The sequence below is a fragment of the Methylobacterium sp. 1030 genome (assembly GCF_040544715.1).
In the GTDB taxonomy this organism is placed as follows: Bacteria; Pseudomonadota; Alphaproteobacteria; order Rhizobiales; family Beijerinckiaceae; genus Methylobacterium.
Genome location: NZ_JBEPKM010000033.1, coordinates 12,347 through 38,591, shown reverse-complemented (window position 1 = coordinate 38,591; position 26,245 = coordinate 12,347). Strand labels below are relative to the sequence as shown.

At 67.0% G+C, this 26,245-nt stretch carries 20 protein-coding genes and 3 pseudogenes; 12 read left to right on the top strand and 11 right to left on the bottom strand.

The features are described from left to right. Window positions 1–91: 91 nt before the first annotated feature. Both ABIC30_RS29925 and pyk read left to right on the top strand, forming a co-directional pair. Window positions 92–1,350, top strand: a pseudogene (locus tag ABIC30_RS29925) (glycerate kinase type-2 family protein). Window positions 1,351–1,396: 46 nt separating this feature from the next. Continuing rightward, window positions 1,397–2,809, top strand: a complete 1,413-nt coding sequence (pyk, locus tag ABIC30_RS29920) for a pyruvate kinase (protein ID WP_354456633.1) — start codon at window positions 1,397–1,399, stop codon at window positions 2,807–2,809. Between the two features lie 622 nt (window positions 2,810–3,431). On the opposite strand, the gene ABIC30_RS29915 is transcribed toward pyk, so the two are convergent. Continuing rightward, window positions 3,432–4,493 carry a LysR family transcriptional regulator gene (locus ABIC30_RS29915; RefSeq protein WP_354456632.1) on the bottom strand — a complete coding sequence of 354 codons (1,062 nt, stop codon included), beginning with the start codon at window positions 4,491–4,493 and terminating at the stop codon, window positions 3,432–3,434. Here ABIC30_RS29915 and ABIC30_RS29910 point away from each other — a divergent pair. The 7 genes and pseudogenes from ABIC30_RS29910 (at window position 4,492) to ABIC30_RS29880 (ending at window position 10,959) form a co-directional block, all read left to right on the top strand. After that, entirely contained in the window at window positions 4,492–5,853 is a 1,362-nt protein-coding gene (locus ABIC30_RS29910) for an MFS transporter (RefSeq protein WP_354456631.1), read from the top strand. The genes ABIC30_RS29915 and ABIC30_RS29910 overlap by 2 nt on opposite strands. 51 nt (window positions 5,854–5,904) lie before the next feature. Continuing rightward, the gene (locus tag ABIC30_RS29905; protein WP_354456630.1) at window positions 5,905–7,098 is read left to right on the top strand and encodes an L-talarate/galactarate dehydratase; all 1,194 of its coding nucleotides are present in this window, start codon (window positions 5,905–5,907) and stop codon (window positions 7,096–7,098) included. A gap of 28 nt (window positions 7,099–7,126) precedes the next feature. Continuing rightward, entirely contained in the window at window positions 7,127–7,993 is an 867-nt protein-coding gene (locus ABIC30_RS29900) for an RraA family protein (protein WP_354456634.1), read from the top strand. Beyond that, window positions 7,983–8,447 carry a nuclear transport factor 2 family protein gene (locus ABIC30_RS29895; protein WP_354456629.1) on the top strand — a complete coding sequence of 155 codons (465 nt, stop codon included), beginning with the start codon at window positions 7,983–7,985 and terminating at the stop codon, window positions 8,445–8,447. Before ABIC30_RS29900 ends, ABIC30_RS29895 begins: the two co-directional genes overlap by 11 nt. Before the next feature lie 20 nt (window positions 8,448–8,467). Continuing rightward, complete coding sequence (locus ABIC30_RS29890; protein ID WP_354456628.1) at window positions 8,468–8,773, top strand: YciI family protein; 306 nt, start codon at window positions 8,468–8,470, stop codon at window positions 8,771–8,773. 87 nt (window positions 8,774–8,860) lie between these two features. Further along, a pseudogene (locus ABIC30_RS29885) lies at window positions 8,861–9,156 on the top strand (transposase); the annotation flags it as partial. A 1,308-nt stretch (window positions 9,157–10,464) separates the two neighbouring features. Next, complete coding sequence (locus ABIC30_RS29880; RefSeq protein ID WP_354456627.1) at window positions 10,465–10,959, top strand: GNAT family N-acetyltransferase; 495 nt, start codon at window positions 10,465–10,467, stop codon at window positions 10,957–10,959. Window positions 10,960–11,269: 310 nt separating this feature from the next. Here the strand turns inward: ABIC30_RS29880 and ABIC30_RS29875 are convergent, their stop codons facing one another. The 9 genes from ABIC30_RS29875 to ABIC30_RS29835 all read right to left on the bottom strand — a co-directional run bounded on the left by ABIC30_RS29875 (window position 11,270) and on the right by ABIC30_RS29835 (window position 20,693). Next, window positions 11,270–12,322, bottom strand: coding sequence for an HD-GYP domain-containing protein (locus ABIC30_RS29875; RefSeq protein WP_354456626.1), 1,053 nt, complete (start codon window positions 12,320–12,322; stop codon window positions 11,270–11,272). A gap of 57 nt (window positions 12,323–12,379) precedes the next feature. Next, window positions 12,380–12,631 carry a hypothetical protein gene (locus ABIC30_RS29870; protein WP_354456625.1) on the bottom strand — a complete coding sequence of 84 codons (252 nt, stop codon included), beginning with the start codon at window positions 12,629–12,631 and terminating at the stop codon, window positions 12,380–12,382. Between the two features lie 20 nt (window positions 12,632–12,651). Then, window positions 12,652–13,200 carry a transglycosylase SLT domain-containing protein gene (locus ABIC30_RS29865; RefSeq protein ID WP_502915882.1) on the bottom strand — a complete coding sequence of 183 codons (549 nt, stop codon included), beginning with the start codon at window positions 13,198–13,200 and terminating at the stop codon, window positions 12,652–12,654. Beyond that, window positions 13,172–14,530 carry a flagellar hook-length control protein FliK gene (locus ABIC30_RS29860; protein ID WP_354456623.1) on the bottom strand — a complete coding sequence of 453 codons (1,359 nt, stop codon included), beginning with the start codon at window positions 14,528–14,530 and terminating at the stop codon, window positions 13,172–13,174. Before ABIC30_RS29860 ends, ABIC30_RS29865 begins: the two co-directional genes overlap by 29 nt. Continuing rightward, window positions 14,527–15,801, bottom strand: coding sequence for a MotC family chemotaxis protein (locus tag ABIC30_RS29855; RefSeq protein WP_354456622.1), 1,275 nt, complete (start codon window positions 15,799–15,801; stop codon window positions 14,527–14,529). The genes ABIC30_RS29860 and ABIC30_RS29855 overlap by 4 nt, the downstream gene beginning before the upstream one ends. Next, complete coding sequence (locus ABIC30_RS29850) at window positions 15,798–16,988, bottom strand: MotB family protein (protein WP_354456621.1); 1,191 nt, start codon at window positions 16,986–16,988, stop codon at window positions 15,798–15,800. The genes ABIC30_RS29855 and ABIC30_RS29850 overlap by 4 nt, the downstream gene beginning before the upstream one ends. Before the next feature lie 2 nt (window positions 16,989–16,990). Further along, window positions 16,991–17,632: a hypothetical protein gene (locus tag ABIC30_RS29845; protein ID WP_354456620.1), complete on the bottom strand. Its 642-nt coding sequence runs from the start codon at window positions 17,630–17,632 to the stop codon at window positions 16,991–16,993. Next, a complete protein-coding gene (gene fliF, locus ABIC30_RS29840) occupies window positions 17,632–19,293 on the bottom strand; it encodes a flagellar basal-body MS-ring/collar protein FliF (RefSeq protein ID WP_354456619.1) in 1,662 nt (553 codons plus the stop codon). The genes ABIC30_RS29845 and fliF overlap by 1 nt, the downstream gene beginning before the upstream one ends. A gap of 233 nt (window positions 19,294–19,526) precedes the next feature. Further along, complete coding sequence (locus ABIC30_RS29835) at window positions 19,527–20,693, bottom strand: flagellin N-terminal helical domain-containing protein (protein ID WP_354456618.1); 1,167 nt, start codon at window positions 20,691–20,693, stop codon at window positions 19,527–19,529. Window positions 20,694–21,057: 364 nt separating this feature from the next. Between ABIC30_RS29835 and ABIC30_RS29830 the strand changes: the two genes are divergently transcribed. After that, window positions 21,058–23,757 carry a heparinase gene (locus ABIC30_RS29830; protein ID WP_354456617.1) on the top strand — a complete coding sequence of 900 codons (2,700 nt, stop codon included), beginning with the start codon at window positions 21,058–21,060 and terminating at the stop codon, window positions 23,755–23,757. A 97-nt stretch (window positions 23,758–23,854) separates the two neighbouring features. Next, window positions 23,855–24,049, top strand: a complete 195-nt coding sequence (locus ABIC30_RS29825; protein WP_354456616.1) for a cupin domain-containing protein — start codon at window positions 23,855–23,857, stop codon at window positions 24,047–24,049. A 134-nt stretch (window positions 24,050–24,183) separates the two neighbouring features. On the opposite strand, the pseudogene ABIC30_RS29820 reads toward ABIC30_RS29825, so the two are convergent. Next, window positions 24,184–24,759, bottom strand: a pseudogene (locus tag ABIC30_RS29820) (IS6 family transposase); the annotation flags it as partial. A 445-nt stretch (window positions 24,760–25,204) separates the two neighbouring features. Between ABIC30_RS29820 and ABIC30_RS29815 the strand changes: the two are divergent. Further along, complete coding sequence (locus ABIC30_RS29815; RefSeq protein ID WP_354456615.1) at window positions 25,205–25,888, top strand: response regulator transcription factor; 684 nt, start codon at window positions 25,205–25,207, stop codon at window positions 25,886–25,888. Window positions 25,889–26,245 lie beyond the last annotated feature (357 nt).

Genomic DNA, 26,245 nt, shown 5'->3' with positions numbered 1-26,245 from the left:
ACCCCCGACCTCGGCGGCAAGGCGACGACCCGTCAGGTCACCGACGCCGTGATCGCCGCCATTCAGGGCGACAACGAGTAAGGGGGATGCCGTGAGCCAGCCCGGAGATCTCCTGCGGCGGTTGTTCGCGACCGCCGTCGCGGCGGCGGACCCCGCCGTCAGCCTCGCCCGGCATCTGCCGGAACCGCCCCGCGGTCGTACGATCGTGGTCGGGGCGGGCAAGGCCGCGGCGTCGATGGCGAGAGCCGTCGAGGCGGCGTGGCCGGGCGATATCTCCGGGCTCGTGGTCACCCGCTACGGGCACGGCGCCCCGACCTCGCGCATCGAGGTGGTCGAGGCGTCCCACCCGGTGCCGGACACAGCCGGTGAGGCCGCATCCCGGCGCATGCTCGATCTGGTCGCCGGGCTCACGTCCGACGACCTCGTTCTCTGCCTCATCTCCGGTGGCGGTTCGGCGCTGCCGTCGCTCCCGGCACCGGGCCTGAGCCTTGCCGACAAGCAGATGGTCAACCGCGGCTTGCGGCGGTCCGGCGCTGCGATAGCGACATGAACTGCGTCCGCCGCCATCTCTCGGGCATCAAGGGCGGCCGGCTCACCGCCGCCTGCCACCCCGCCAGGGTGGTGACGCTGCTGATCTCGGACACCCACGGCGACGATCCCCTCGACATCGCCTCCGGTCCGACCGTGGCCGATCCCACGACCTGGCCGACGCGCTGGCGATCCTCGACCGCTACCGGGTCGAGATCCCGGAGGCGGTGCGCGGTCACCTCGCCAGCGGCCGGGGCGAGTTGATCAAGCCGGGCGATCCCCGGATCGGCACGCCAGACGTGCGGATGGTCGCGACGCCGCTCATGGCGCTAAAGGCCGCCGCGGATCTCGCTCGACGCGAGGGCATCACCCACTGCATCCTCGGCGATGCGATCGAGGGCGAGGCGCGCGAGGTCGGCAAGGTCATGGCCGGGATCGCACTGAGCGTCTCCACCCACGGCCTGCCGTTACCGAAGCCCTGCCTGCTTCTCTCCGGCGGTGAGACTACGGTCACGGTGCGCGGCGATGGCCGTGGCGGGCGCAACGTCGAGTTCCTGCTGGCGCTTGGGGGCTACCTTGAACGGACATCCCGGCATCCACGCCGTGGCCGGGGACACTGACGGTGTCGACGGCCTGGAAGAGAACGCCGGGGCGGTCCTGGGCCCCGACACCCCGGCACGCGCCGCGGCGCTTGGCCTCTCGCTGGCCGAGAGCCTCGACCGCAACGACGGCCACGGCTTCTTCGAGGCCCTGGGCGACGGCGTCATCACCGGACCGACCCTGACCAACGTCAACGACTTCCGAGCGATCCTGATCGCCTGAACCGCAATTGAACCAGAGGCGGCCGTTCTCCGCGGCCGGATGTGCCATGCGCCGTCACCGCCACGCCAAGATCGTCGCCACCGTGGGGCCGGCGAGCTCCGCCCACGACCGGCTGAAGGCCCTATTCCTGGCAGGCGTCGATACTTTCCGCCTCAACTTCAGCCACGGCACCCACGACGACCACGCCAAGGTCCACGCCTCCATCCGCGCCTTGGAAGAGGAGGTCGGCCGACCGATAGGAATCCTCTTGGACCTGCAAGGCCCCAAGATCCGCGTTGGCACCGTCAAGAATGGCCGTCTCGATGTCGTCGCGGGTGAGAGCGTGCGCTTCGTGCTGGACGGCGTGGACGGCGACACGCAGTCGATCCCGCTGCGTCACCCCGAGATCTTCGCCGCCGTCGTCCCCGGCCAAGACCTGCTGATCGACGATGGCCGGGTGCGGGTGCGCGTCACCGGCCTGGAGGCCAACAGCATCACCGCCGAGGTGGTCACCGGCGGCGTCATCTCAAACCGCAAGGGCGTCAACCTGCCCGGCACCCTCCTCGACCTGTCGCCGCTCACGCAGAAGGACCGCGCCGATCTCGCCTTCGGCTTGGATCTCGGCGTCGATTGGGTCGCCCTGTCCTTCGTCCAGAAGCCCTCCGACATGATCGAGGGGCGGAGCCTGATCGGCGACCGCGCCGGGGTCATGGCCAAAATCGAGAAGCCTCAGGCACTGGACCGGATCGAGGACATCATCCGCCTCTCCGACGCGGTGATGGTCGCCCGTGGCGACCTCGGCGTCGAGATCCCGCACGAGGACGTTCCCGGCCGTCAGAAGGAGTTGATCCGCGCCTGCCGCCTCGCGGTGAAGCCGGTGATCGTCGCCACCCAGATGCTCGACTCGATGGTCAGCGCCCCCGCCCCAACGCGAGCGGAAGCTTCGGACGTAGCGACGGCGATCTACGACGGCGCCGATGCGGTGATGCTCTCGGCCGAGTCCGCCACTGGCCAGTACCCGGTCGAGGCGGTGGCGATGATGGACCGGATCATCCGCTCGGTCGAAGGGCACAAGCTCTACCACTCGATCGTGGTAGCCTCCGATCCCGGCGAGGAGGAGACCCCTCCCCACGCCGTGGCGACCGCCACCGCCGTCTTGGCCGAGGCGCTCCACGCCAAGGCGATCGTCACCTACACGTCGAGCGGCACCACGGCCTCGCGGGTGGCTCGCAAACGTCCGAAGCCTCCGATCCTGGCGCTCACGCCGAACCTCGCGACCGCACGGCGTCTGTGCCTGCTGTGGGGGGCACACTCGCTGCAGACCGAGGACGTGAACAGCTACGAGGAGATGACTGCCAAAGCGGCGCACTACGCCCAGGCCGAGGAGTTCGGTCGGCCCAACGATTACATCGTCGTGGCGGCGGGCGTCCCGTTCCACGCCACCGGCAACACCAACAACATCCGGGTCCTCCAGATCTGATCAAAAGGCTCTGTAACGCAACCGGTAAACTCTTAACTCGTACCGCCCTATAGGCTTCGCTCCATCGGTTTGCGATCGGCTAAAATCGAAGTCACTTTTCTGAACCGAGTCAACTTCGTTAAGACACGAACGAACGTCTTGTGTGGATGGCTCCCGCATTGCAAGTGGCGAATCGAGCGTCTGACGCGAGGGTCGGGTGCAGTCTTGTGTCCGGCCTGTCGATGCAGTCGTTCATGTGACCGCTGGCCCTGATGGTATCCGCGAGCTGGGTCCCACTCTGCTTCGCGGGCTATGACGCCCTGGACGTACTACAGGGTGTCCCGGCTAGCCTGCCTGAATGGACCGCGCCACGATCTTCTGGCCTACGTGTATACCATCCGTGGTTGTCAGACCCTCTGAACCGGCGTTTGCGCCTGCAGATAGTGCCACCCGTGCCAAGGCAACGTTATCGTCTCTGCCCACCCGCAAAACAGGATAGCCGATGGTCTGCACGTCTATTCCTTCCGATATTCTGTTCTCAATGAGTCGCAATTAACAGTGTCTACCGGTGCCGGGTCAGACTAAATTTGCACCGTTTTGATGCGACAGAAACATCAATCGACGATGGCAGGTAAGAGGCCGATTACTGTGGTTCGATGAGTTCAAGGAACGGAGACAGGACTGGGTTGCGGTTTGCCGGTCGCCAAAGCGCATGAAACTCGGCGGCGATGGAAGGGCCGAGCTTGATCGGCCGAAACACGACGTTGTCGAAACAGGCGTTGCGGGTCTCTTCCGGCACCACACCGATGCCGAGGCCGGTGCTCACCAGTGATAAAATCGCCTGCGCTTGAGCCATGTGCTGTACGTAGAGCGGTCGGACGCTCGACATCTTGAAGGCCGCCAAGAGCAGATCGCGCATGTAGCGACCGCCCTCCGAATACATGATGAACCGCTCGCCATGGAGTTGTTCCATGGTTGGTCGCCGCCGCCTAGCCAGCGGGTGATCAAGGGGCAAGGCGAGGGAGAAGCCGCCCCGCATTATGCAGCGGGAGTTGACGCCGTCCGGGCATGTTATCGGCCGTGCGATCCCGACATCGATGCGACTGAACGACAGAGCTTCGGGCTGCTCAATTGAGGTTAGCTCTTCGAAGGCAAGGTCCACATGCGGAAGGACCTCTCGTGCCCGCACCACGATGCCCGGCAGCAGGCTGTAAGTAGTGGCTGCGACGATGCCAATCTTGAGTTGGCCGCGCGCGGTCTCCGCAGCATCCCGAACGATCTTGGCAGCCTCCTCGCTGCGTTCCAAGATCGCCTTCGCCTCGACCAGAAAGACCCGGCCTGCTGGCGTGAGGACGACTGAGCGACTCGTCCGTTCGAATAACGAAGCTTTCAGCTCGCGTTCGAGCATCTGGATCTGCCGACTGAGCGGTGGCTGAGTCATGTTCAAGCGCTGCGCCGCACGCCCGAAATGGAGTTCGCGCGCCACCTCGACGAAGCAGCGCAGCTGAGCCAACTCGAACATCGATGCCATCCGCGTATTGATGCGATGCAATTTTAGTTTTGGACGTGGATCAATGTCCAGACTAACTTCCGAGCACCGCCATTCAGAGCGGGAAAAAATTGGCACGGACAGCAGGTGGTTCTCGACGGTTTTCGGACCAGATTGAGGGATCGCTCCAAGTATTCGTGTGAGGAGGGAAGCCATGCCAGCCGACATCGTACGCGCGAAAAGTCGTTACAGATTTGGCGTCCTGGCCCTGATCACGATTCTGCTGGCGCTCAGCAGCGGCGATCGAGCCACCCTAGCGATCGCTGGCCCAAATATGTCAAAGTCGCTCGGGATCGATCCGATCCAAATGGGCTGGCTCTTCTCCTCTTTCGCCTGGGCCTACGTTCTCGCTCATCTTCCCGCTGGTTGGATCGTCGACAAGATCGGCGCCAAAACCACGATCCTAGCCAGTGTGGTTTTATGGTCGCTGGTGACGTTTTTAATGAGCGGCGTCGGTCTGGTCGCCTACCCGTTCCTGGCGATGCTTCTTCTGAGGTTCCTACTTGGTACTTTCGAGGCGCCCGTGGGACCGGCGGCCGGACGCATTATCGCGGCGTGGTTCCCCTCCGCCGAACGCGGCAAAGCCGGCGCGATCTTTAATAGCGCGCAGTACGTCGCGCTCGTCATCTTCACGCCCCTGATGGGCTTCCTCGACCACCGCTTCGGTTGGGAGCACATCTTCAGCGTCATGGGCGTGGTCGGTTTTATCTTCGCGGTCGCTTGGACGATCTTCTACTACGCTCCAAGCGAGCACCCGAGGATCAGCAAGAGCGAACTTGAACTCATCCGGTCCGGCGGCGGTTTGATCGAACTCAGTTCGAAAGTGCAAACGACCTCACCTGGACACACCGGCCCGTCGCTCTCTGACATTGGCGAACTTTTCCGTAGCCGAATGCTGGTAGGAGTATTCATTTCTCAGTATTGCGTCTCATCGATCACCTGGTTCTTCGTGTCATGGTTCCCGAGTTACCTCGTCAAAGGACGTGGGTTCTCAATCCTTGATGCGAGCCTCGTCGCGACCATACCGGCGATCGCCGGCTTCGTCGGCGGCGTCTCCACCGGTTTTATTTCTGACTGGCTGCTGCATCGAACTGAATCGCTGTCGATCGCCCGCAAGGTGCCGATCACCATCGGCCTCATCATGAGTTCGCTGATCATCGGCTGCAACTACGTCGACTCGACCGCCGTCATCATCCTCCTGATGAGCGCCGCCTTCTTCGGCAAGGGCTTCGGATCACTTGGGTGGACGATCGTCGCCGACACGGCACCAAAAGAGATCGTCGGCATCACCGGCGGCGTCTTCAACGCCCTGGGCAACACCGCTGGCATCGTGACCCCCTTGGCCATCGGCTACATCCTGTCCGCGACCGGATCGTTCAATGGCGCGCTCCTCTACGTCGGCCTGCACGGCCTCGGAGCGGTGCTCTGCTATTGGTTTGTCGTCGGACCGATCCAGCGGCTTGAGATCCGCAAGGGCTCACGCCTCGCTCAAGCCGAGGCTGTCCCGGCCGAATGACGCGGTAGCGCCAGCTTTCACATCCTCACAATTGTCGAAGGAGACTGTTCCATGACCGGTACGACGTTCCCCCGCATCATCGCCAGTCCGCTCGCCGCGGGGCTGGCGCCGGGTGAGGCCACTACAGATCGGATCGCTTGGGTCAAGACGTCGCTGGTATTCCTGCCGCTCGCCGCCCCGATCAGCGATGCGAAGGTGCTGACCGGACGCCAGAAGCCGCTTACCGAGATCGCCTTCCTGTTCGCCGAGATCGAGACCGAGCGAGGCTACAGCGGCATCGGCTACAGCTACTCAAAGCGCGCTGGAGGACGAGGCCAGTTCGCCCACGCCCAGGAGATCGCGGGCGAGTTGATTGGTGAGGATCCGAACGACATCGCCCGCCTCTGGGATAAACTCGCTTGGGCCGGCGCTTCGGTCGGACGAAGTGGTCTCGCCACACAGGCGATTGCGGCCTTCGACATCGCGCTCTGGGACTTGAAGGCCAAGCGCGCCGACCTGCCGCTGGCCAAGCTGCTCGGCGCCCACCGCGACGCCGTGCGCTGCTACAACACCTCGGGTGGCTACCTCTCGATGCCGATCGAGGAGGTCAAGGAGCGCATCTCGATGGCGCTTGAGAAGGGCATCGGCGCGGTCAAGCTAAAGGTCGGCCAGCCCGACCCGATGATCGACCTCCAGCGCATCGAGGCGGTGCGTAACCACATCGGCGACGTGCCGCTGGCGATCGACGCGAACCAGCAGTGGGATCGGACCACGGCGCTCCGCTTCGGCCGCATCGCCGAGCAGTTCAACCTTACCTGGATCGAGGAGCCACTCGACGCCTACGACTACGAGGGCCACGCCGCGCTCGCGCGGGAGCTCGCAACCCCGATCGCCACCGGCGAGATGCTGACCAGCGTCGATGAGCATTACGAGCTGATCCGCCACGACTCGGTCGACTTCATCCAACCGGACGCGCCGCGGGTCGGGGGCATCACCCCGTTCCTCAAGATCATGGCGCTGGCTGATCACAAGAAGCTGCGTCTCGCGCCGCACTACTGCATGGAGATCCACCTCCACCTGACCGCCGCCTACGGCCGCGAGCCGTGGGTCGAGCACTTCGAGTGGTCTGAGGCGATGTTCAACGAGACCCTGGAGGTTCGGGACGGACGGATGATCGTCCCGAACCGCCCCGGCCTCGGCTTCAGCCTCTCGGAGCAAGCTCGCGCCTGGACGCACGCGACCCACGAGGCCGGCAAGCGCCGCTGATCCTTTTGGGATCTGGCGCCGGCAGGTGATGCCGGCGCTCTGGACATACGAACCCGCTGATCCGCGACGGCCACCGGCATCGGCCAGTCGCCCTGACGGAGAAATTGTGATGGAAGAACCAAAAAGAATTCCGGTGTCGCGAGAGGTGATCGAGCGGTTGAAGCACTGCACTAGCGGTTCGCTCACCACGGAGCTGTTCAAGAAGGGCCTGCGCCAGTGCTTCCTCGTCGGACTCAGGCCGATGAACCCGAACGCGGTTAAGTTCGCGGGCGAAGCCTACCCGATACGCATGATCCCGGCGCGCGAGGATCTCGATACGATCGCCACCCTCAAGCCGCACGCCAACCCAGACAACCTTCAGTGGGAGGCGGTCGAGAATATCCCCGAGGGCCACGTCCTCGTCATCGACAGCCGCAACGATCCCCGTGCGGCCTCGGCCGGGGCGATGCTGCCGACCCGCCTCAAGGTGCGCGGCGCGGCGGCGATCGTCACGGACGGCTCGTTCCGGGACGGCGTCGAGCTGGCACGGCTCGATTTCCCCGCCTATGCGCGCGAAGTCGTCGCCTCGACCCGGCTGTCCTACCACCGGGTGATCGACCTGAACGTGCCGGTGGCCTGCGCGGATGTTGCGGTATACCCCGGCGACATCCTGGTCGGCGACGGCGACGGCGTCACGGTGATCCCGCGCCATCTCGCCGCCGAGATGGCGGACCTGTGTGAGGCGCGCGACGCTCTGGAGAAGTACTTGTATTACCGCGTCGCCGCGGGCGAGGGGCTGTATGGCGTCTACCCGCCGACCGACCAGATCCGGGCCGATTACGCCGCCTGGAAGGCGGCTGGTTCCAAGCCTGAGGACGCGCCGAGGATCCGCGCCGGAGGCCGCGATGCCGCATGATCTGACCCCGGCCGCGATGGAGGCGACGATCCGGCGCTACTTCGACGCTTGCAACGCCGCCGACTACGACGCCCTGATTGCCTCGTTCACGCTGGACGCGGTCCATTACTTCCCGCCTGGCCTGCCGGGCGCGCCGTGGCGCGGGGCCGAGGTGATTGCCCGCGGCTGGATCTGGTGCGTTGAGACGCTGGGCTCGCAGTGGACGATTGAGCGGGTGTTGTGCTCCTCGACCGCGCCCGAGGCGGTGATCGAGTGGACGCATTGGAAGAACAAGTCCGGCACGGCGCTGCGCGGCGACGAGTGGTACGTGTTCGACGAGGGGAGCGGCCGGATCAGGGAGATCCGTGCCTATTACGCGGCTTCGGCCGATCCGACGCTGAAGATCTCGCAGCTCCATGGATTCGATTACGCGGGTCGTGGCTATCACTTGGCGTCGAATGGATCGTCAACCTGACCCAAGGAGGAACGGACATCATGCAGTTCGTAATCGTGGCGCGGGACGCACCTAATGCCCTTGAGCACCGTCTTGCGGCACGCGGGACCCACATGGAAGGCATCCGCGCCCGCAAGCAAGTGGGTGAGATCATCGACGGCGGCGCGATCCTCGACGAGGACGGCCGTATGGTCGGCTCTATAGTGATGTGCGAGTTCCCGGACCGCGCGGGCCTCGACGCGTATCTCGCCGACGAAATCTACGCTCGCCAGAGGGTCTGGGACGACATTCAGATTTACCCATTCCATCGCGTGGATTGGTCCGCGCTCATGGTACAGACGGTTTAGAGCGCCTAACAGACCGGGCACGGGTAGGCGGGACAGGCGTTGTCCGACATGGCTCGCCCATTTCTGCCTGACGATTTCTGAGACGCGATCGCCCCGCTCCTGCCGCCGCCCCGGCCACGCCCGAAGGGCGGGCGCCGTCCAATCGAGAACCGAGCGGCGCTAACCGGGATCCTGTTCGTGCTGCGCTCCGGCCTGCCCTGGGAGGTGCTGCCGGCCGAAATGGACTGCGGCTGCGGGATGAGTTGCTGGCGCCGGCTTCGCGACTGGCAGGAGGCGGGGGTGGGGGGCGCCTGTATCAGGTCCTGCTGGAGCGCCTGCACGCGGCGGGTGAGATCGACTGGAGTCGGGCGAGCCTGGACAGCGCGTCTGTCTCGGCGAAACGTATGGCCCGCCCCGTCCGCAAGTGGTTCTGGATCCGCTGGTCTGGGCAGTCTGCATAAACGTATCCGGCCTTCCGGCGAGCCATTGGCCAAGATGGAGGTCCGAGCGTCCTGAGCCTCATAATAGGGTCGGCGTCGAGCGGCATTTTTGCTGGGAGGCTTGCAGAACATCGGTCGACTGTCAGGCCATCTTCCTCTCACCGCCCACAGACATCGGAAAGCCGACGTGTGCCGCGCGGGCCGAATTGGGATCAGGCGGCCGCGGCCGCCGGCTCATACACACGAGCCTCGGTGGGCTCACCCCGAACGCGTTTGCAGCCCGGTCCCAACGGGACCAGAACCAGAACCGACTCTGGTTATGAACGCGGGCAAACACGGGGCAAGGGCATATGAATTGCAACTTAGTATAATACTGTACGCTTGTGGTAGAAGATTGTTCTCTTCGTTAGGGAGGGTGAGGGCGGTTCGCTCTTGGCATGAGAGGGTGACGAGAATGGGCGAAGATCGCACCAAGAGCGTCCTGAAGCGCGTGGCGCAGGCGCTTAGTGTCAGCGAGAACGTGTTTCTGAAAGGTCATCCCCGAGGTGTATTGCCTGTCACGCCCATATCGGAGGAGTTGGAGCTTCTGAGGCTGTTCGCGACGATCACAGATCCTAATGTGCGGCGAACCTGTCTCCAATACGTGCAGAACCTCGCCGCCTCCTCCTCCGAGACGGCAGCTGAATAGCGGTTTGTGCTCGCACTTCGAGAAGCGATCAATGTCTGCCCAAGATCTCCGAGCCGCCGCACGTCGCCCAGGTGTCGGTGACGCGGACGAGACCACCAAGAGGGGAGCTCATGAGCGCTCGCGCTCGCGTTTCCGCGGATGAGGGGCACGCTAGGTAGCGGGCGCGGGGATCGACACTGCCGATGCACAATCCTATCGCGGATCGATTGCGAAGGCCACAACTTATGTGCGATAGTGGACATTTCAAGATCGTTCACGCCCGCCTCGACAGCTTGTGGGGCATATCTGTGGACCGGCGCAGCCGTCAGCCGAAGCCGATCACAGCGCCATAGCTTCGATGCAGGGCAAGCGCCGTAACCTATGAGAAACTCGCCGGGCGAGTAGCAGAGAACGCCAAGGAATGGCTGCTTTTGGGCAACGCCGATAGCCATTGAGGCGTCTGGGTTGGGTGGTTTTCAGCCTGTCTGCTTCTGGTCTGTGAGAGCATCACTGCGAACATCGCCGCTGGCCCTCTCGTGCAGGTAGCTTCGCTGCCTCTTGACCAGTAAGCTTCGTCTGTGAGCACCGAGGCACGAGCCATTTCATTGAAGATCTATCGCTTAACCAGCGCCGATGCGACTGCCTTTCGCGACATACGACTTGAAGGGCTTCAGGCACATCCAGAAGCGTTCGGTGCATCTTGGGAAGATGAAGTCGCACAATCGGAAACGGAGTTCGCGGCTAGGCTGGATAGCGCTGTGGTGTTCGGGGCGCGATCTGAAGGCGAAGCATACCTCGATGGTATCGTGGGAATATATGGCCCTACAGCTGCCAAGACGAAGCATAAAGCAATAATCTGGGGCATGTATGTTCGGCCGGGCGTTCGTCGGTCTGGGATTGGGGCCGCGCTATTAAGAGAAGCTATTGATTATTCCGTTATATCAATAGAGGAGCTCACATTGAGCGTGGGAGCAAATAACGATGCTGCGGTTGCGCTTTACAAGTCCGTAGGTTTTAAAGCGTATGGACTTGAACGGCGGGCCTTGAAAATCGGCGATATATACTATGACGGGGCGTCAATGTCTCTTTCGCTATTATAAGCCTAGACCTTTATCTGTTGCGACACAGCGATCCAAAATTTTCGTACGACTGACGAGCGACTGCTTTGAAGAACCGACGATAGCACTGCGGGCGGCGGGATTGTGGCAAGGCTGTATAAAAACTCGGATGTTATCATCCAATGCAAAACAATGTTCTTTCAATTGAGGGTTGCACCGACCAAAAGTGCTTCTTGTACCGGTCAGTTAGTCACTTCGGCGATACTTCGCGGCCGCTGCGGAGATTTTTGTTCTACGACTTCGCATCGCCTCCGAGTTTTGACACAGCTTCGGTCGTAATCAGTCCGTCTGCTCAGCTGTTGGGTGCTCCAGCCGGATCGAACGCAGTCATTATCGGGCGAAACGCTGCGACCAAATCTGCGTCGAGACGGCCGGTCATGGACTGCACGATCCCGTAGGCCTCTGCGCCCGACATCTGTGCCCGGTAAGGTCTCGGCTCGATGAGCGCGCCGTAGATGTCGCAGATCGTCACCAAGCGCACGAGATCGGGGATCTCAGGCGCTTGCAACCCGTCGGGGTAGCCCGAGCCATCGAGCATCTCGTGATGCGAGCGCACGACTTGCAGCATCTCCGGCGAGAAGCCGCTATCCACCAGCATGTCGTAGCCGAGCGCCGCATGCGTGCGCATCACCGCCATCTGTTCGTCGGTGAGCCGACCGGGCTTGTTCAGGATCGCCGCCGAGATCCGGGTCTTGCCGACGTCGTGCAGCAGCGCCGCCTTGGTCAGACGGTAGCTGTCCAAGTCGACGAAGCCGAGCTTGGTCGCGAACGCCGCTGCCAGGCCAGTGACGATCAGGCAGTGCCGGTGCGTGCCCTCGTCGAAGCGCTGCACGGCCCGGAGCCAGTCGCGGATGCCACAATGCAGCATGGCCCGGGCGATCAGGCCAGTGCCGGTGCTCGCCAACTCGGGTGTCACGATCTGGTCGGAGAAGAAGGTTCGATCGAAGAACTGCCGGGCCTCGTCCGCCATCCGGGCGGCGACGGCGGAACCGCCGACTTCCTGGAGCCGATCGATCCGAGCCAGCAGCCGCTCGGGGACGATCAGGGCCGGGAGGATGTCGGTCGGGTCAAGAAGCCGGGCCTGGGCCTCGGCGCGGGCGACACTACCGTGGGCGAGGAACAGAAAGGGGGCACCCGCCGCACGCCGCGGCTCCAGCATCCGCCGCAGGCGCATCATCGCTTCGGAGGTGAGCCGGGCAACGTCGCCGACGATCAGGTCCGGCAGCCCCAACGGCACGGCATCGTCATACAGATCTTGGACTGTGCAGCAGGGGTCCGGGCCGAGGAAATGGACGAGGCGCTCGGTCCGGGACAGGTCGTCAGAGATCAACAACAGCCTGCCCAAGCCGGCCTCCATCAGATGAAGGGCCGGTCCTGTGTCCGGCCCAAGTCGTAAGCGTAGTCAGAGGGTGGCCGGAAACCGCCGGGCCATGTTGGCGAGGCCCCGAGCGGTGCTCGCGAAGCTCTGCGCGGTGTTTGCGAGGCCCTCCGCTTCGGTGACGAAGCCTCGCAGTGCTTCACGTGTGTCCGGATCCTGGAGACTGAGTTCGATCAGCGAGAGGTCCAAGTTTTCGATCGCGCGTTCCAGGGCGCGAGTCAGTTCGAGCAGCCTGTCGCCGCCAGCCTGGATGTGTGGGGCTCGGGGAACCGGCATCTGTTTCGGCGGAGAACACTCTAGCCGCAGAAGGCCTTCGCCCCTGGGGTCCACTCGCCGAAGCCGCTCGCGACCATGTTCGCCACGACCCGGCAGATGTACCGCTTCTGCGCGGGCTGGTTGTTCGGGCCGGCATGGTAGCGGGCTACCGCCATGGTCCAGCTGCCCTCACGCCGCTTCAGGTCCTTCAGGAAGCTCGTCGCGTAGTCCACGTTGGCGCGCGGATCGAGCATCGCGTCGAGCGATGCGAACTTGTGGCCGTGGTAGTGGTGGTTGATCTGCATGCACCCAAGGTCGATCAAGCGCACGCCCTTGCGGCGCGCCTCTTGGAAATGCGTGACGACATCGCCGACGTCGGTGCCGAAGTACGCCCGCCCCTCGATGTTCATGGCGTAGGGCTGGAGGGAGCCGCGCTTGCCCGTCTCCGTCAGGCCGACAGCATAGAGCACCCCGAGCGGCACCGCGTAGCGCGCTGCCGCCTCCCGCATCTGGCCCTCGCAGACGGTGGTGCCCGCCGAGGCTGCGCGGGCCGCGGGGATGCTAAAGGTAGAGATGATGGCTGCGATCATCGTCATAACTGCTCGTCTCATCCGTCCGACTCTCTCCTGGGATGACAGCCTTGGTGTCGTCGCCTGCGAAACGATGCTGCCGTGCTCCGCCGTTCGCGCCCTGCCCGCCGGCCTCGAAGGTCTGGCCCGGGTCGGGCATGGCGGCGGGCGGCGGTCCCTCCGGGGCGCGTGGCCGATCGAGGACGACGAGGTCGGCTTGGCAGCCCGAGCGGCTGAGAAGGTCGCCTAGGGCGCCGGAAGACCGGCGCAGGAGGTCGGCCGTCTCGGGCTGCGACGCGTGCAGGTAGGCCTCCAAGCGCCCATCCTTCAGGCGCATCTCGACCGTGACCAGCCCGAGATCCGCGGGCCGCAGCTGGATCTTGAGCACGCGCAGCGTACCGTCCGCGGGCGTTCGTGCGGCGGTGTCGACGTGGGCGTGCGGCGCGATCTCGGCGATCCGCTCCACCTCCTCCTGGATCGCGGCCGCGACCTGCGGCAGCGCGGCGGCCCGATCGTCGGCCGCCGATCCCATGGGGGCGACCGTTGCCAGCTCAGCCTCGCGCGAGCGGAAGGCGCCTGCCGGGGTGGCCTTCGCCGCCGGCGTCACCGCCTCGTGCCCCTCGGGGGCCACGCTGGGCGGTCCGGCGTCGGTCTCGACCGGCGCTGAGCCCGCATCCGATGCGTCCGCCGTCACGGCGGTCTGACCACGCGGGGTCGGCCTCGCCTCGGGGATGCCGACGGACGCCGCCGCCGGAGCCGCGCGAGCCTGCGCCCCCTCGACCGGAGCCGGGGGCGCCGGAATCGGCGGCTTGGGCGGCGGCGCGGCCAGGGTGGGCGCCCCCGGCGCCGGCGTGGTCGACCCGACGAGCTCGAAGTGTGTCTCCCGCGTGATCACCCGTATCGCGCCGGCCGGGACGGCAGCTGCCTCGTCCCCGGTGGAGATGGCCGCCGCGAGCGCGAGGTCGGGTCCGCTCCGCGCCGGCTCGGCGACGCTCAACGGCGCGGCCTCGCCCTGAGCCGCCACCGTCGTGGTCGCGGAGCCGGGAACCGGGAGCGCGGCGCCGGCGGGCAGGTTCGCTACGGCGGCAAGGAGCGCGGCGAGGCCGGCGCCCGCGTCGGGGACGGAGGGCAGGTCGGAGGCCACGAGGTCGGAGGTGGCGGCCTGCTCCGGCTCGGCGACCTCGCTCCCCGTGCTTGCGGCCTCGCCGGAGATGACGCGCAGGAGCGCTGCGAAGGCGTCCCGCTCCGGGCGTCCGTCACCGGCGTCGCGCGCGCGGTCGCCGGCGGGCTGCACCGATGCCCGGTCGGTCTTCGGAACCGGCATCTGGGCCGAGGCTTGGATGGCGTTCATGGCCGCTCCCCCTGGACGATGGCATCGATCCGGCCGATGGCGGCCCGGGCCTGGAGGATCAGGGGGTCGGGCGGGCCGGCGGGACGCGCCGGATCCTCGCGTGCGGCGCCGGGCATCGGGCGTGCCGCCACGTCCGGTCGTTCCCCGCCCGGGTCGCGCCGGATCTGCGCGGCCGTGGCGAGGGCGGCATTGAGGAGAGCTCTGTCAGCGGCCGGCAGGATCGCCCGATTCAGGGGTCTGAGGCGCGCGAGCCCGTCGTCGATGGTCGGAAGGCTGACGACCTCGGCGGCGCCCCGGTAGAGATCCGCGCGGGCGGCGTCCGCAGTCGCGGGCGCGGACAGCGCGCGCGCCCGGTCGGCCGCGCGGAGGCCGGCGACCGTCCTGCCCTCCTGAATCGCGGTGCGGGCCACGAGCAGGTAGAGCGTCCGGCGGCTCTCGGGCGCGAGTTCGTCGAGGATCCGGGCCAGGATGGCGAAGTGCGCCTCGTCGCGGCCGAGGTCGAGCTTCGTCAGTAGGAAGGCCAACCGCTGACGGAAGTTGCCGGCGTAGATCGAGTGCGGGAAGCGGCGCAGGTACAGGATAGCGAGCGCCTCGAGCTTGCGGACGTCGCCGACTTGGCCGACCACGAAGACCTCCCTCCGCAGCGCGCTCTCCTCGAGCAGGGTTCCGGGCGCGAGCAGGCGCACGCAGTCAAGGAGCGCGATCGATCGGGCCGCATCCGCCTTCGCGGCGAGCGCCGCCTGCGTCAGGGCGATCGAGCCGGAGAGGCCCGGCGGCAGCGCGCGGGCGTCGACGTCCCGGAGCGCGTGGCCGGCGTCTCCCTCGCGGCCCTCAATGTAGGCGAGGGCGCCGCGCACGAGCGCCGCCTCGGGTTCGGGCAGCGGGTCGCTGGCGGCGAGCCGCCTCAGGATCCCGGGGCCGCCACCGCCGAGGGCGAACGTCACGGCCGCGTGGACATGGCGTCGATCGACCCAGGTTCCGGGCTCGGCGCGCAGCATCGCCGCCTCGATCCGCGCGATCAGCGGCCCCTGGCTCGCCTGCGCGGCGACGGAGCCCTGGGCGATCCGGTCCTGGAGGAGCTGAAGGGTGCGAACCAGCTGGATTGGGCCGGGCTCCGAGACCGGGGCGGGGACCGCCACGGTCTCGACGGCGGCGGCCGGCGCGGGCGTCGCGGCCGCCTCGCCGACGGGGGGAGGCCCCGGCTCGGCCGCGCCGGCGCGGGGCAGCGTCAGGAAGACGAGGCCGAGCGCGGCCCGCAGGACCGGCCTCATCGGGGCGCCTCCTCCAGCAGGATCTCGACGCGGCGGTTCTCTGCGGCCTTCGGATCCGTGACGTTGCGCGGCACGCCGCTAGCGTACCCCTCGATCCGCCGGATGCGCGCCTCCGCGATGCCCACCCGCATCAGCATGTAGGCCGCCATGTGCGCGCGGGCCGTCGAGAGGCGCCAGTTGTCGTAGGTGTCGGAGCGAAAGGGGCGGCCGTCGGTGTGGCCGCGGATGACGATCCGTCCCGGCCGGCCGGCCAGCGCATGGGCGACGGCCTCCATCGCCCGGACGGTCCGCGGCTGCGGCTCCGCCGACCCGACGGCGAACATGCTGAACGCGAGATCGTCGGTGAGGCTGATGAGAAGGCCCTCGGCGGTGCGCACGACCTCCACGCGGGGCCCCTGGAGATCGCCAAGCTGCGCGCCGAGTCTCCTCGCCGCCTCGGCCTGACCGGCGACCGCCGGAGCCTGTCCGGCGCTCGGAGTCGACTGGTCTTCCCTAACCGAGGCGGCCTTCGCGCGGGGCTCGGCGATGACCGCATCCGCCGCCTCAGCCTTCGAGATCGCGGCCGACGGGGGGCTCACGGCCGCGCTCATCCCCCGGGCGTCGATGTCGCCGGGGGGACGGAGAGAGGCCATCGCCCCGCTCGTCGGCCGCTCGGTCTTCGGGGGGGCGGGCGCCACCACGTGCCAGTAGAGCGGATCGAAGGGGTCGCGCACGGCGTCCCCTCCGGCCCGGCCCGGCTCGCCCGTGGCGCCGACCGCCACGTCCTGCGGCGCGTTGGGGGGAGCCTCGGCGGCAAGCTTGGCCAGGATGGCGTAGGGATCCTGGAACAGCTCGCGCTCGCGGGCGGGCGATCCCGCGGGGGCTTGGCTGCCGCCGCGCGGCTGACCGGACTTGGCCTCCGATCCCGGCGCGGCGGGGCCCGGCGCATCGCCCACCGGTGTTGTTTCGGGATCGTTCAGGCCCTTCGGGGTCGGCAGGGCGGCCGACAGGGTTATCGGGTTGAAGTAGTTCGCGATGGCGGTCCGCGTCTCCTTCGGCGCGACGTTGTACAGCCACAGCACAAGGAACAGCGCCATCATCGCCGTCATGAAGTCGGCCAGGGCGATCTTCCAGGCGCCGCCGTGATGCTCCTCCTCGTCCTCTAGCGGTCGCCGCACGATGACGATCTCGGTCTTGTCGTTGGCCATGCTCAGCACCCCTCGATCAGAGTGCCGAGACGCTCGCCCCAGGCCTGAAGCCGGGTCTCGATCACCGTATCGTCCACCTGCACGCGCACGTCCGGCCCCGCGTCGAACCGGATGACGAGGGCATTCGGCGCCACGCCGAGCCGTGCGGCGAGCGCGCTCACCAGATCCTCCGGCCCGGAGAGCGTGAGCGTCGTGCAGCGGCCCTCCTCCGTCAGCGGCGACACGAGGGCCTCCACTTCGCGCAGCGCCTCGCGGCGCAGGCCCTCCGCGAGGAACGGCAGCAGGACCCGCGCCGTGCTCCGCGCGAGTCGGGCTTCGAGCGCCTGGATCTGTTCCGCGAAGGCAGCGCCGAGCACCGCCGCCTCGTCCTCGACCCAGCGGTTGCGCTCGGCGGCGCCTGCCGCGGCGTGGGCCTGTGCCTGCGCGGCGAGCGCCTGCTCGACCAGCAGCGCCCCGCGCGCCTCACCCGCACGGCGGCCCTCGTCCCGGGCGGCCCGGATGAGCGCCTCCACGTCCGGAGCCGGCTCGGCCTGCGGCAGCGGCCGATCCGCACCGGTGGGCTTGGCCGTGAAAGGTGCCAGGGACGAGGAGGGCTGGACCGGGACGGGGGAGAAATCGGCCCAGGCGTGCGCGGTCAAGGCCATCACGCCGCCTCGCCGCGGACGAGCCACTGCTTCATGACGCGAGCGACCTGTTCCTCATCGTGCTCGATCATCTGCTCCAGGCGCCGGAGCGGCGAGCGGCCGGCCTTCCCCGTCAGGTCCTCGATCAGGTTCGGCTCGTTCGCCGCCACGCCGGCCGGCGCCTGGATTGCCTCGAGGACTGGGATCGCGTCCGGCGTGGCGAGCGCGACCTCGATCTCGGGCTTCGTCCGCTGGGCGAGGATGGCGTTGAGGGCCGGCCGCAGGCCGAACCAGATCAGGAGGCTGCCGACGATCAGGATCGTGGCCGCGTTGATAAGGGTTCCGGACTGCCGCACGAGGACGTCGGTCGCGGTGAGCGCCGGCAGGGGCTCCAAAGGCTGCCCGTCGTTGATGAACCCGACCGCCGCCACCTTGATCTGGTCGCCGCGCGCCCGGTCGATCCCCGCCGCGGACGCGACGAGCTGCTCGATCTCGGCGATCTGCGCCTCCGCCGCCTTGGCCACCTCGTTCGCGTCCTTGTTCGCGTCCTTGGCCGCGTCGCCCCCCGCGAGCGCCTGGAGGCGGCCGCGGTTCACGAGGACCGCGATGGACAGGTTCTTGATGGCGTAGCCGTCGCGGACGGTCTGGGTCATGCGCGACGAGATCTCGTAGTTCGTGAGCTCCTCCCGGCGCTGGTTGTCGGCGCTGGAATTGTCGCCGGCGTCCGCGTTGACGCGCTGATCCGGCAGGTTCTGCTGCGCCGTCGTCGGCTTCTGGGCCGCGCGGTTCTGCGAACTTTCCGTCTCCTTAACCGCCCGCACGGAGCGCTCCACCTTCTGGTCCGGGTTGTAAATCGTCTCGTTGACCTGGACCTTGTCCGTGTTCAGCCGCGCGACGACGCTAGCCTCGAAGTTGTTCGGCCCGAGATACGGCGTGAGCGTGCGCCGGATGTTGTCCTGGATCTCGCGGCCCACGAGATTCTCCAGGGACGCCATCCGGCCGGCCGGCGCGCTGGCGTTGTCGTCGCCAGACAGCAGGACGGTCCCGTCCGTATTCAGCACGGTCACCCGATCCGCCTTCATGCCGGGCAGCGCGGCCGCGACGAGCTGACGGATGGCCTGGGCTGGACCGACGTCGTTCGGCGGGTCCGTCCGGATCACCACCGAGGCCGAGGCCGGCTGCTGCTCGCGCCGGAAGGAGCCCGGGTCCGGCATGACGATGTGCACGCGCGCGGCCCTGACACCCTTAAGGGTCTGGATGGTGCGCGCGATCTCGCCCTCCAGGGCCCGGACCCGCGTGACCTCCTGCATGAAGGAGGTCAGGCCGAGGGAGCCGAGATCGTTGAAGAGATCATAGCCCATCTTGGCGTTCTGCGGCAGGCCCTTCTCGGCGAGCAGCATGCGGGCCTGCGCCGTCTGGCCGTAGCCGACGAGCAGGGATGCGCCGTCGGCGCTGACGTCGAAGGGGATGCCCGCGTCGCGCAGCGTGGCGCCCATGCGGCCGATGTCGTCGCGGCTCAGCCCCGTGTAGACGGTCTCGCGGATCGGACGGCTGAGATAGTAGGCCCCCAGCCCGACCGCGGAGAACACGACGAGGCCGACGAGGCCGAGGGCGATCAGGCGCCTCGGGCCGAGATCGACGATGTTGGTCCACAATTTCAAGGCGTGGTCGAGACCAGGCATCGGTGGGGCTCGGCTTCCGTTCGACGGGATTTGCGCACAGCTTGGCCGATGAACCTTGTGCCAGGATGGTGCGACGCAAACGGCCACGTCCCTCTCGAGGTGTGGCCGGGATGGGCGTCGGGACGAGAGGGTCCGGCAACGCGTTCCGGCGGAATCGCGCGAGGCGATCCCGCCGGAACGTCGCCCGCTCGTCCTCGGGGCACCGGAGTGGGGGGCGCTCCGGCGCGCGAGGCTTAGCGGAACAAGCTCAGGATCTGCTGGGTGTTGCTGTTGGCGATCGTGAGGGACTGCATACCGAGCTGCTGCTGGACCTGGAGGGCCTTAAGCCGGGTCGACTCCTCCTCCATGTCCGCGTCGACGAGCGTGCCGATGGAGCGCTCGTTCGCCTTGATCAGCGAGTCGACGAAGTTCGTCTGCGACGTGATCTGGCTCTTGGCGGAGCCGAGCGTGGTCGCCACGTTCGTCATCGCGGTCAGCGCCTTGTCGGCGAGGCTGATGTAGGCGTTCAGCTTCGAGAGGTCGCTGTTCTGGATGTCGGCGATGTCGATCTGGCCGACGCTGAGGGCGTAGCCCTTGTTGAGGCCGTTGTTGTCGGCGCCGGACACCGCCCACTGCTTGTTCAGGAGGCCGCCGGCCCCGTCCGCGCCCGCGGTGGCGGCCGCGTTCGCCGACTTGACGCCGTTCTTGAACGTCGTCTGGGCCGTGGCGTAATTCGACTTGGCGGTGTCAAGGTCCGACTGGGCGGTCGCATCCTTGGCGCTGGCGTCGAACTTCTTCTGCGCGGTATCCATTGTCGTCTGGGCCGTCTTCCAGTCGGCAACCAGGGTGCCGCCCGCGGCGTCGCCGTTGGCCGTGCCCGCCGTGGTGGTCGCGTCGTAGAGCTTGGTGTCGTCGACCGACACGGTGAGGGTGTCGACGGCGATCACGCCCTGGGTCCGCGTGAACGACGAGACGATCTTGCGGTCGGAGGTGTAGTTGCCGGCGCTCGAGTCCGTCGACAGCCAGGCCTCGCCGCTGACCACCGATGCGTCGGCGGTTTGCTTGATCGCCTTGAGGACGTCGTTGATCTCGGTCTGGATCTTGCCGCGATCGACATTCGGGGACAGGGCGGCGGTGAGCTTGTCCTTGATCGATTGGAACTGCGTGATGACCGAGTTCACGCCGTTGTAGGCGACGTCGACCGAGTTCGAGCCGAGGCCGAGGGCGTCCTTCACGGCGCTCAGCGAGCCGTTGTCGGCGCGGATGGTGGTGGCGATCGACCAGTAGGCGGCGTTGTCGGAGGAGTTCGCGACCTTCAGGCCGGTAGAGATGCGCGAGCTGGACTGATCCAGCGTCTGGTTCGTCATCTTGAGGGTCGTCAGCGCCGTCATGGCGGACGTGTTGGTCAGCAGGCTCGACATGATAATGATGTCCCGTGAGAAGAAATTCGGGGACATACCGGGTTCACACCGGTATAGCGGGGCGGCCTCATGCCTGTGAGCGGGCCCTCGGGCATGCCGCTCAATCCGCTATCGATCTTCGACGCCGCGAGTTGGTCGGCACATGCGCCATTCGCTTCGTCCAGACTCTCTTTCCACGGGAGATCCTAAGGAGCGGTTAACGCGCCGCCGGCGCGCGCTAAAAATCGCGCGCACGGACGCAGGCGAGCGCCCACGAGGTGTCGCAGCCGCAAGGGCACCCCACGAAATCCGGATCGTACACCCGGCATAAACGACCTCGAAGCGGTATGGAGCCTCTACGCGTCGCGGCAGAGGGTCAGGTTCCGTGTTCACCCCGACCAACGTCATGGAGAGCGGGCGCGCCGAAGCCTCATCGGCGGCCGCGTCGGTGGAGTACAGGGTCGGCACCCGGAACCGCTGGTCGCGCATCTCGCTGACCTTCGAGGGGCTGACGCCGAATCGGTGGCTCGAGCTAAGCGCCGCGCTCCGCGGTGATCCCGGCGAGGAGGCGACGGATGTGGCCGACTTCGCCGTCGTCGGCATCGCGTTCCATGCGGAGGACGGGTCGGGCCTCGACGTCCCGCGCGTTCCCGGGCTCGCGCGAACCACCGTCGACGAGCACGGCGCATGGCTGGCCGGCCCGCCCGGGGGCGCGGCCGGGGGCGCCCTCCCGGAGCTCAGGCTGTGCTTCTATCTTCCCGCCCCCGCGTCCCGAGTCGTCGTCTCGATCCGGAGCTGGCGCAATACCCGCACCTTCCACGTGGGCGCCCCCGTCTTGAGGGAGGTCGGGACCGACACCTCGCCCCCCGGACCGGGGGTGTACGGGCCGGCGCGGGCGGGCGCGCTGCTCGGCGAGCCCATCGCTCTCGGAGGCGATCCGGTCTGGTTCCGGTACGGGCTCGTGGCGCACCGCCCGCTCATCCTCAGGGGCCAGCTCGCGCGCTCGGGCCCTTCGGAGGGCGCCTTCATGCGCATCGCCTTCCGCGACGCGCGGGGCGCCCTGATCGCCCCGCCCTATCCCGGCGTCGCGGCGGCCCCCGCAGTGCCAGCCTTCGTCAACATCCCCGTGCACCGCGACGCCTCGCGCTTCACTGTCGAGGTCGCGCCGCCGCCGGACGCCGTCACCCTGGATGCCGGGTTCGCCGCGTGGAGCGAGCCTTCGATGCTCGCCCTGGTCTCGGATCCGGAGGTCCTACTCGACGACGCGCTGCGCCTCGAAGCGCTCACCGATCAGGCCGGCGGCCCCGTCGAGGCCGTCGTGGCGAACCTGCTGACACGCCTCGGCCGTGACGCTACCGCGCCCGGCGCGATCCCTCGGCACGATCTCGCCGCCGGCGCCGCGGGCGCCGAGCTCCACGCGCCCTTGCAGACCTTCGACCGCCTCATGAACGCCCACGATGCACCGGCCTGGACGGGGGACGGGCTCCGGCTCGGGCAGTGGCCGACGTGGCCGGTCGCCGAGAGCCTAGACTGGCGTAGCGATCCCTATTCCACGCCGGCGTGGCGCATCGCCTTCCAGTCCCTGACCTGGATCCGGGGCATGATCCGAAGCGGAGATCCCGCGGCGCGGATGCGCGCGATCACGCTCTGCCGGTCCTGGTCACGGGCCAATCCCTGGGGCCAGCCGGCCGATCCCCTGAGCCTGCATCCCACCTGCCTCGCGCAGCGTGCGGAAGCCCTGCTCGACGTCCTCTCGTCCGCCCTGCGGGATCCCGTCGGGGAGGACGCGGCGATCCTCGACGTGCTCGGTTGCGAGGTGATCCAACACGGCATCGCCCTCGCCGAGATCCTCGGCCGGAACACGCTCGCGGAAACCCTCTTGGAGATCCAGGCGGCCGCCTCGCTCCTCGGGATCGGCCGGGCCCTGCCGACCTGTCCCCTGTCGGCGCATTGGACGGCCCTCGCCACGTCCGCCCTGAGGCGCAGCTTCGACGCGCAGGTCGGCGTTGACGGCACCTTCGCTGGCGCCTCCTACCACCGGCGGCTCGAACTTCTCGCGCTCGGGCTCGCGCTGCTCCCCGTCCTGCGGAGCCCCGATCTGGAGTCGATGGCGCTTGCGGAGCATCTCGAAGCCCGCCTCGCGCCTGCGTGGCGCGGCCTCGCGGCCCTCCGGGAGCCGGACGGCACCCTTCCGCCGTTCGGAGACGCGCCCGCGCAGATCGACGGACGTGGATGGATCGAGCGCCTGGTCAGGACCCACGATCGTCCCTGGATGGCAGAAGCCGCGAGCCGCGCGGCGGACGGGACCTCGGGCGTCACGCGGGACGCTATCGCCGTGCGCGTCGGCGGACGCCCGGGTCCGGCCTCGTTCACGGGCGACTTCGCCGCTCAGCACGACCCGCTGGACCACCGGGACTGCACCTCCTTCACCTTCGCGACCGGAGGGCTCGGCTGGGTCGTGGAGACCGGCGGGTCGCAGTCGCGGCAACCCGGAGAGCCGGGTCGGCACCTCGCAACGGGACGCGCGCACAATGTCGTGTTGCCGTACGGCCGTGATCAGATGGCCGGGGCCGGCCGCCTACGGACTACGACGCGGATCGGGGCCGCGACGGTCCACGTCGTCGATACGACGGTGCACGGCTCCGACTACGGGCATGCCCGCACATTCGTCCTCCTGGAGGATCTGTCGGGTATCGCGGTGTTCGACACCTTCACGATGACGAGCCGGCCGCTCCTCCTTGAAGGGTTCCTGCATCTTCATCCGGCTGTCACGGTCGCGCTCGTCGATCCGCAGCGTGCGTATGGCCTGCGCGATGGGCAGCGCCTGTCCGTCGTCTTCCGCATGATCGCCGGCCGCCCCGGGGGGATGAGCGTGACCAACGGGTGGGGCGCGCGCCCTTCGCAGGTCCAGGGCTTCGTCGTGGGTCCCGGCGAGACGGTACAGCCGGCGCCCGTGCTGCACTATGCCATGTCCGGCCGGGAGACGGCCTGCGGCGGCCTGCTGATCGCGTCGAATGCGGACGGGCTGGCCGAACTGACGCGGATATCCGAGGATTGCAGGTTCACGTCGATCGTCGGCGGCTGATGCGCCGTTCCCGGTCCCCTGTCGGCGGGCCTGCGCCGCCTCGCCTGTGTCATCATGTGCCTAAGCATATAAGAAGGACGAAACATCCGGGCCCTCAATGATGGACGTTCCGCAGCACGAGGAAGAGTGGGCGATCGCCACGGTGGCCGAGTCGGACTACGCGACAAAATGGCATGCGCATGACTGCGCGATGCTGCTGTTGCCTCGCCAAGGTTCGATGCTTTTCGAGTTGGAAGGCCAATACACCCCGTTGCTCATGCGGCCGGGCGAGGCGCTGCTGGTTGCGCCCTGAATAGGCCACCGCTGCAGTAGTCAGGACTTGATCTGACAGATGGTGTCATTGAGCTGAGGTGAGAGCCGAAGCCGGGCGCGGAGCGGTCGGGGTGCGCAGCGCCCGGCCTCGTTTTCGAGGACACCGACTATCGCTCGTTTCACCCGGAAGTGGTCACTCTCGATCCCTTGCTGCAGGTGCTTGGTGACGTGGTGGGTGGCCGTGCGCGGCAGCAGACCCGCCTTGCGGCTCTCGGCGATCGCCGACGGGTACGGGCCAGCGCCATCGGTGCCGATCCGGTCAGGAGCGAGGAGCGGTTGATCCTGCAGCATCTTGCGGAAGAAGCGCTTGGCGGCATCGAGGTCCCGGTCGGCCGTGAGTAGGGAGTCGATCGCCTCCCCATGCTTGCCGATGGCCCAGTACAGGTAGCGCCACTGGCCCCGCACCTTGATGTAGGTCTCGTCTACGCGCACGGACCCACACTGCGGCTTGCGGAACCGGCGCAGGCACCGCTCGATGGCCGGCGCATAGGCAAGCACCCAGCGGTTGAGGGTGGAGTGGTCGACCTCCATGCCGCGCTCCAAGAGCATCTCCTCGATGTCGCGATAGCTCAGCGCGTAGCGCAGGTACCAGGAGACGGCCTGGACAATCAGGGCGGCCTCGAAGTGCCGGCCCCGGAAGTCGCCGTGGGCTTGCCGCTTCAGCTTGAGCGCAAGAGCGTTCAGGATCATGGGCCGGCTCCCGGGCGGAGGCGGCAAGCTGGGCGGGTGGCTAACAGCTGGTGAACGACGGCCCATTCGCGTTTGCGACAGGCCCCCTTCGGCGAGACGCCGATCCTGCGATGGCCGCGGCGGCCATCCCCATCGACAACACTCACCATCGCTGCCGCTGGTGGACCCGGCGGCGCATCGCTTCGATAGGAAGAAATTATGACAGTTCAAATTTTCCGAAATACATCGTTGCGGATTTTTCTTCATATCTTTGCAGCAGGCGCAGCATCGCCGTAACGCTTCATCCTGCAATTTTTTTTCCAGCATTGACTAGGCATATAATCTTTAGCATCTAAATTTTGCTGGCATATAAGATGCAAGCACAAATTATCAAAAACAAAGACGGATATTGGTGTTATAACGAAATCAATACCAATGTCCATCATGGATCGGGGGTTAGATATTCATGTACATTATAGTAGACGAGCGACCTTTAGTTGCCAATGGCTATGTCGCCAGCTTCGGCCGTGAGGGGGTAGCCTCGGTCGGTCTCTATACCCAGGAGTTCAGCGAGTGGCTTCAGGCGGCGCCGCGGATGGACGTGGACGCCGTACAGGGCTTCCTGCTCGGCGAGAGCGACCGGCGCTCGGGCCTCGCGGGGATGATCCAAAGGCGGTCGAAGGCGCCCATCATCGCCCTGAGCGACGCACGCTGCCTGGATCAGACGCTCGACCTATTCGTGGCCGGCGTCGACGATGTCGTCCGCAAGCCCGTCCACGTCCGCGAGATCATGGCGCGCTCGGAAGCCATATGGCGCCGCACGCGGCGCGAGGACGCCAAGGACGCGTTCGCGGTGGACCGCACCGCTCGCCTGAAGGTCTTCTTCGACGGCCGTGACACGGAGATCGACGGGGAGAAGCTGTCGCTGCCGCGCCGGGAGCGTCAGATCCTCGAGTTCCTCTTCCGCAACCGCGGCCGTCGGATGAACCGAACCCAGGTCTACAACGCGGTCTACGGCGCGTTCTCGACCGACACCGATGAGAGCGTGGTCGAAGGGCACATCAGCAAGCTGCGCAAGAAGCTTCGCACCGCCCTCGGCTTCGATCCGATCGAGGTCAAGCGCTACATGGGGTACGTCTTCGTCGGCTGAGGCGGGATCGTGCATCTCCCGTTGACTGGTGGCATCGCGCCGCGTCCGTGCCTCACGGATCCGGACGGGTACCTCCGACGCTGGCCTGTCGCCGCGATACTGTCTACGATCACCCGCACTCTGGTCCGGCCCGAGGGACACGCCCCCTTCGGGCCGGAGAGGCGACCGGCGGCCTTCGAGCGGCGGCTGCACTGCCGCCTCGCCTCCATAGGGAGACGAGGCGGTGCCCGCGGTCCTACCGGGGCTTCGGTTCGCCCCTGATCGGTCCGGCACGGGCCCGCATCAGCCTTCGAGAAAGACCGAACCGCGCCGCCGACGGCAGCGACCGGCGGTGGTCGCCGCATGGCTCGCCGCAAC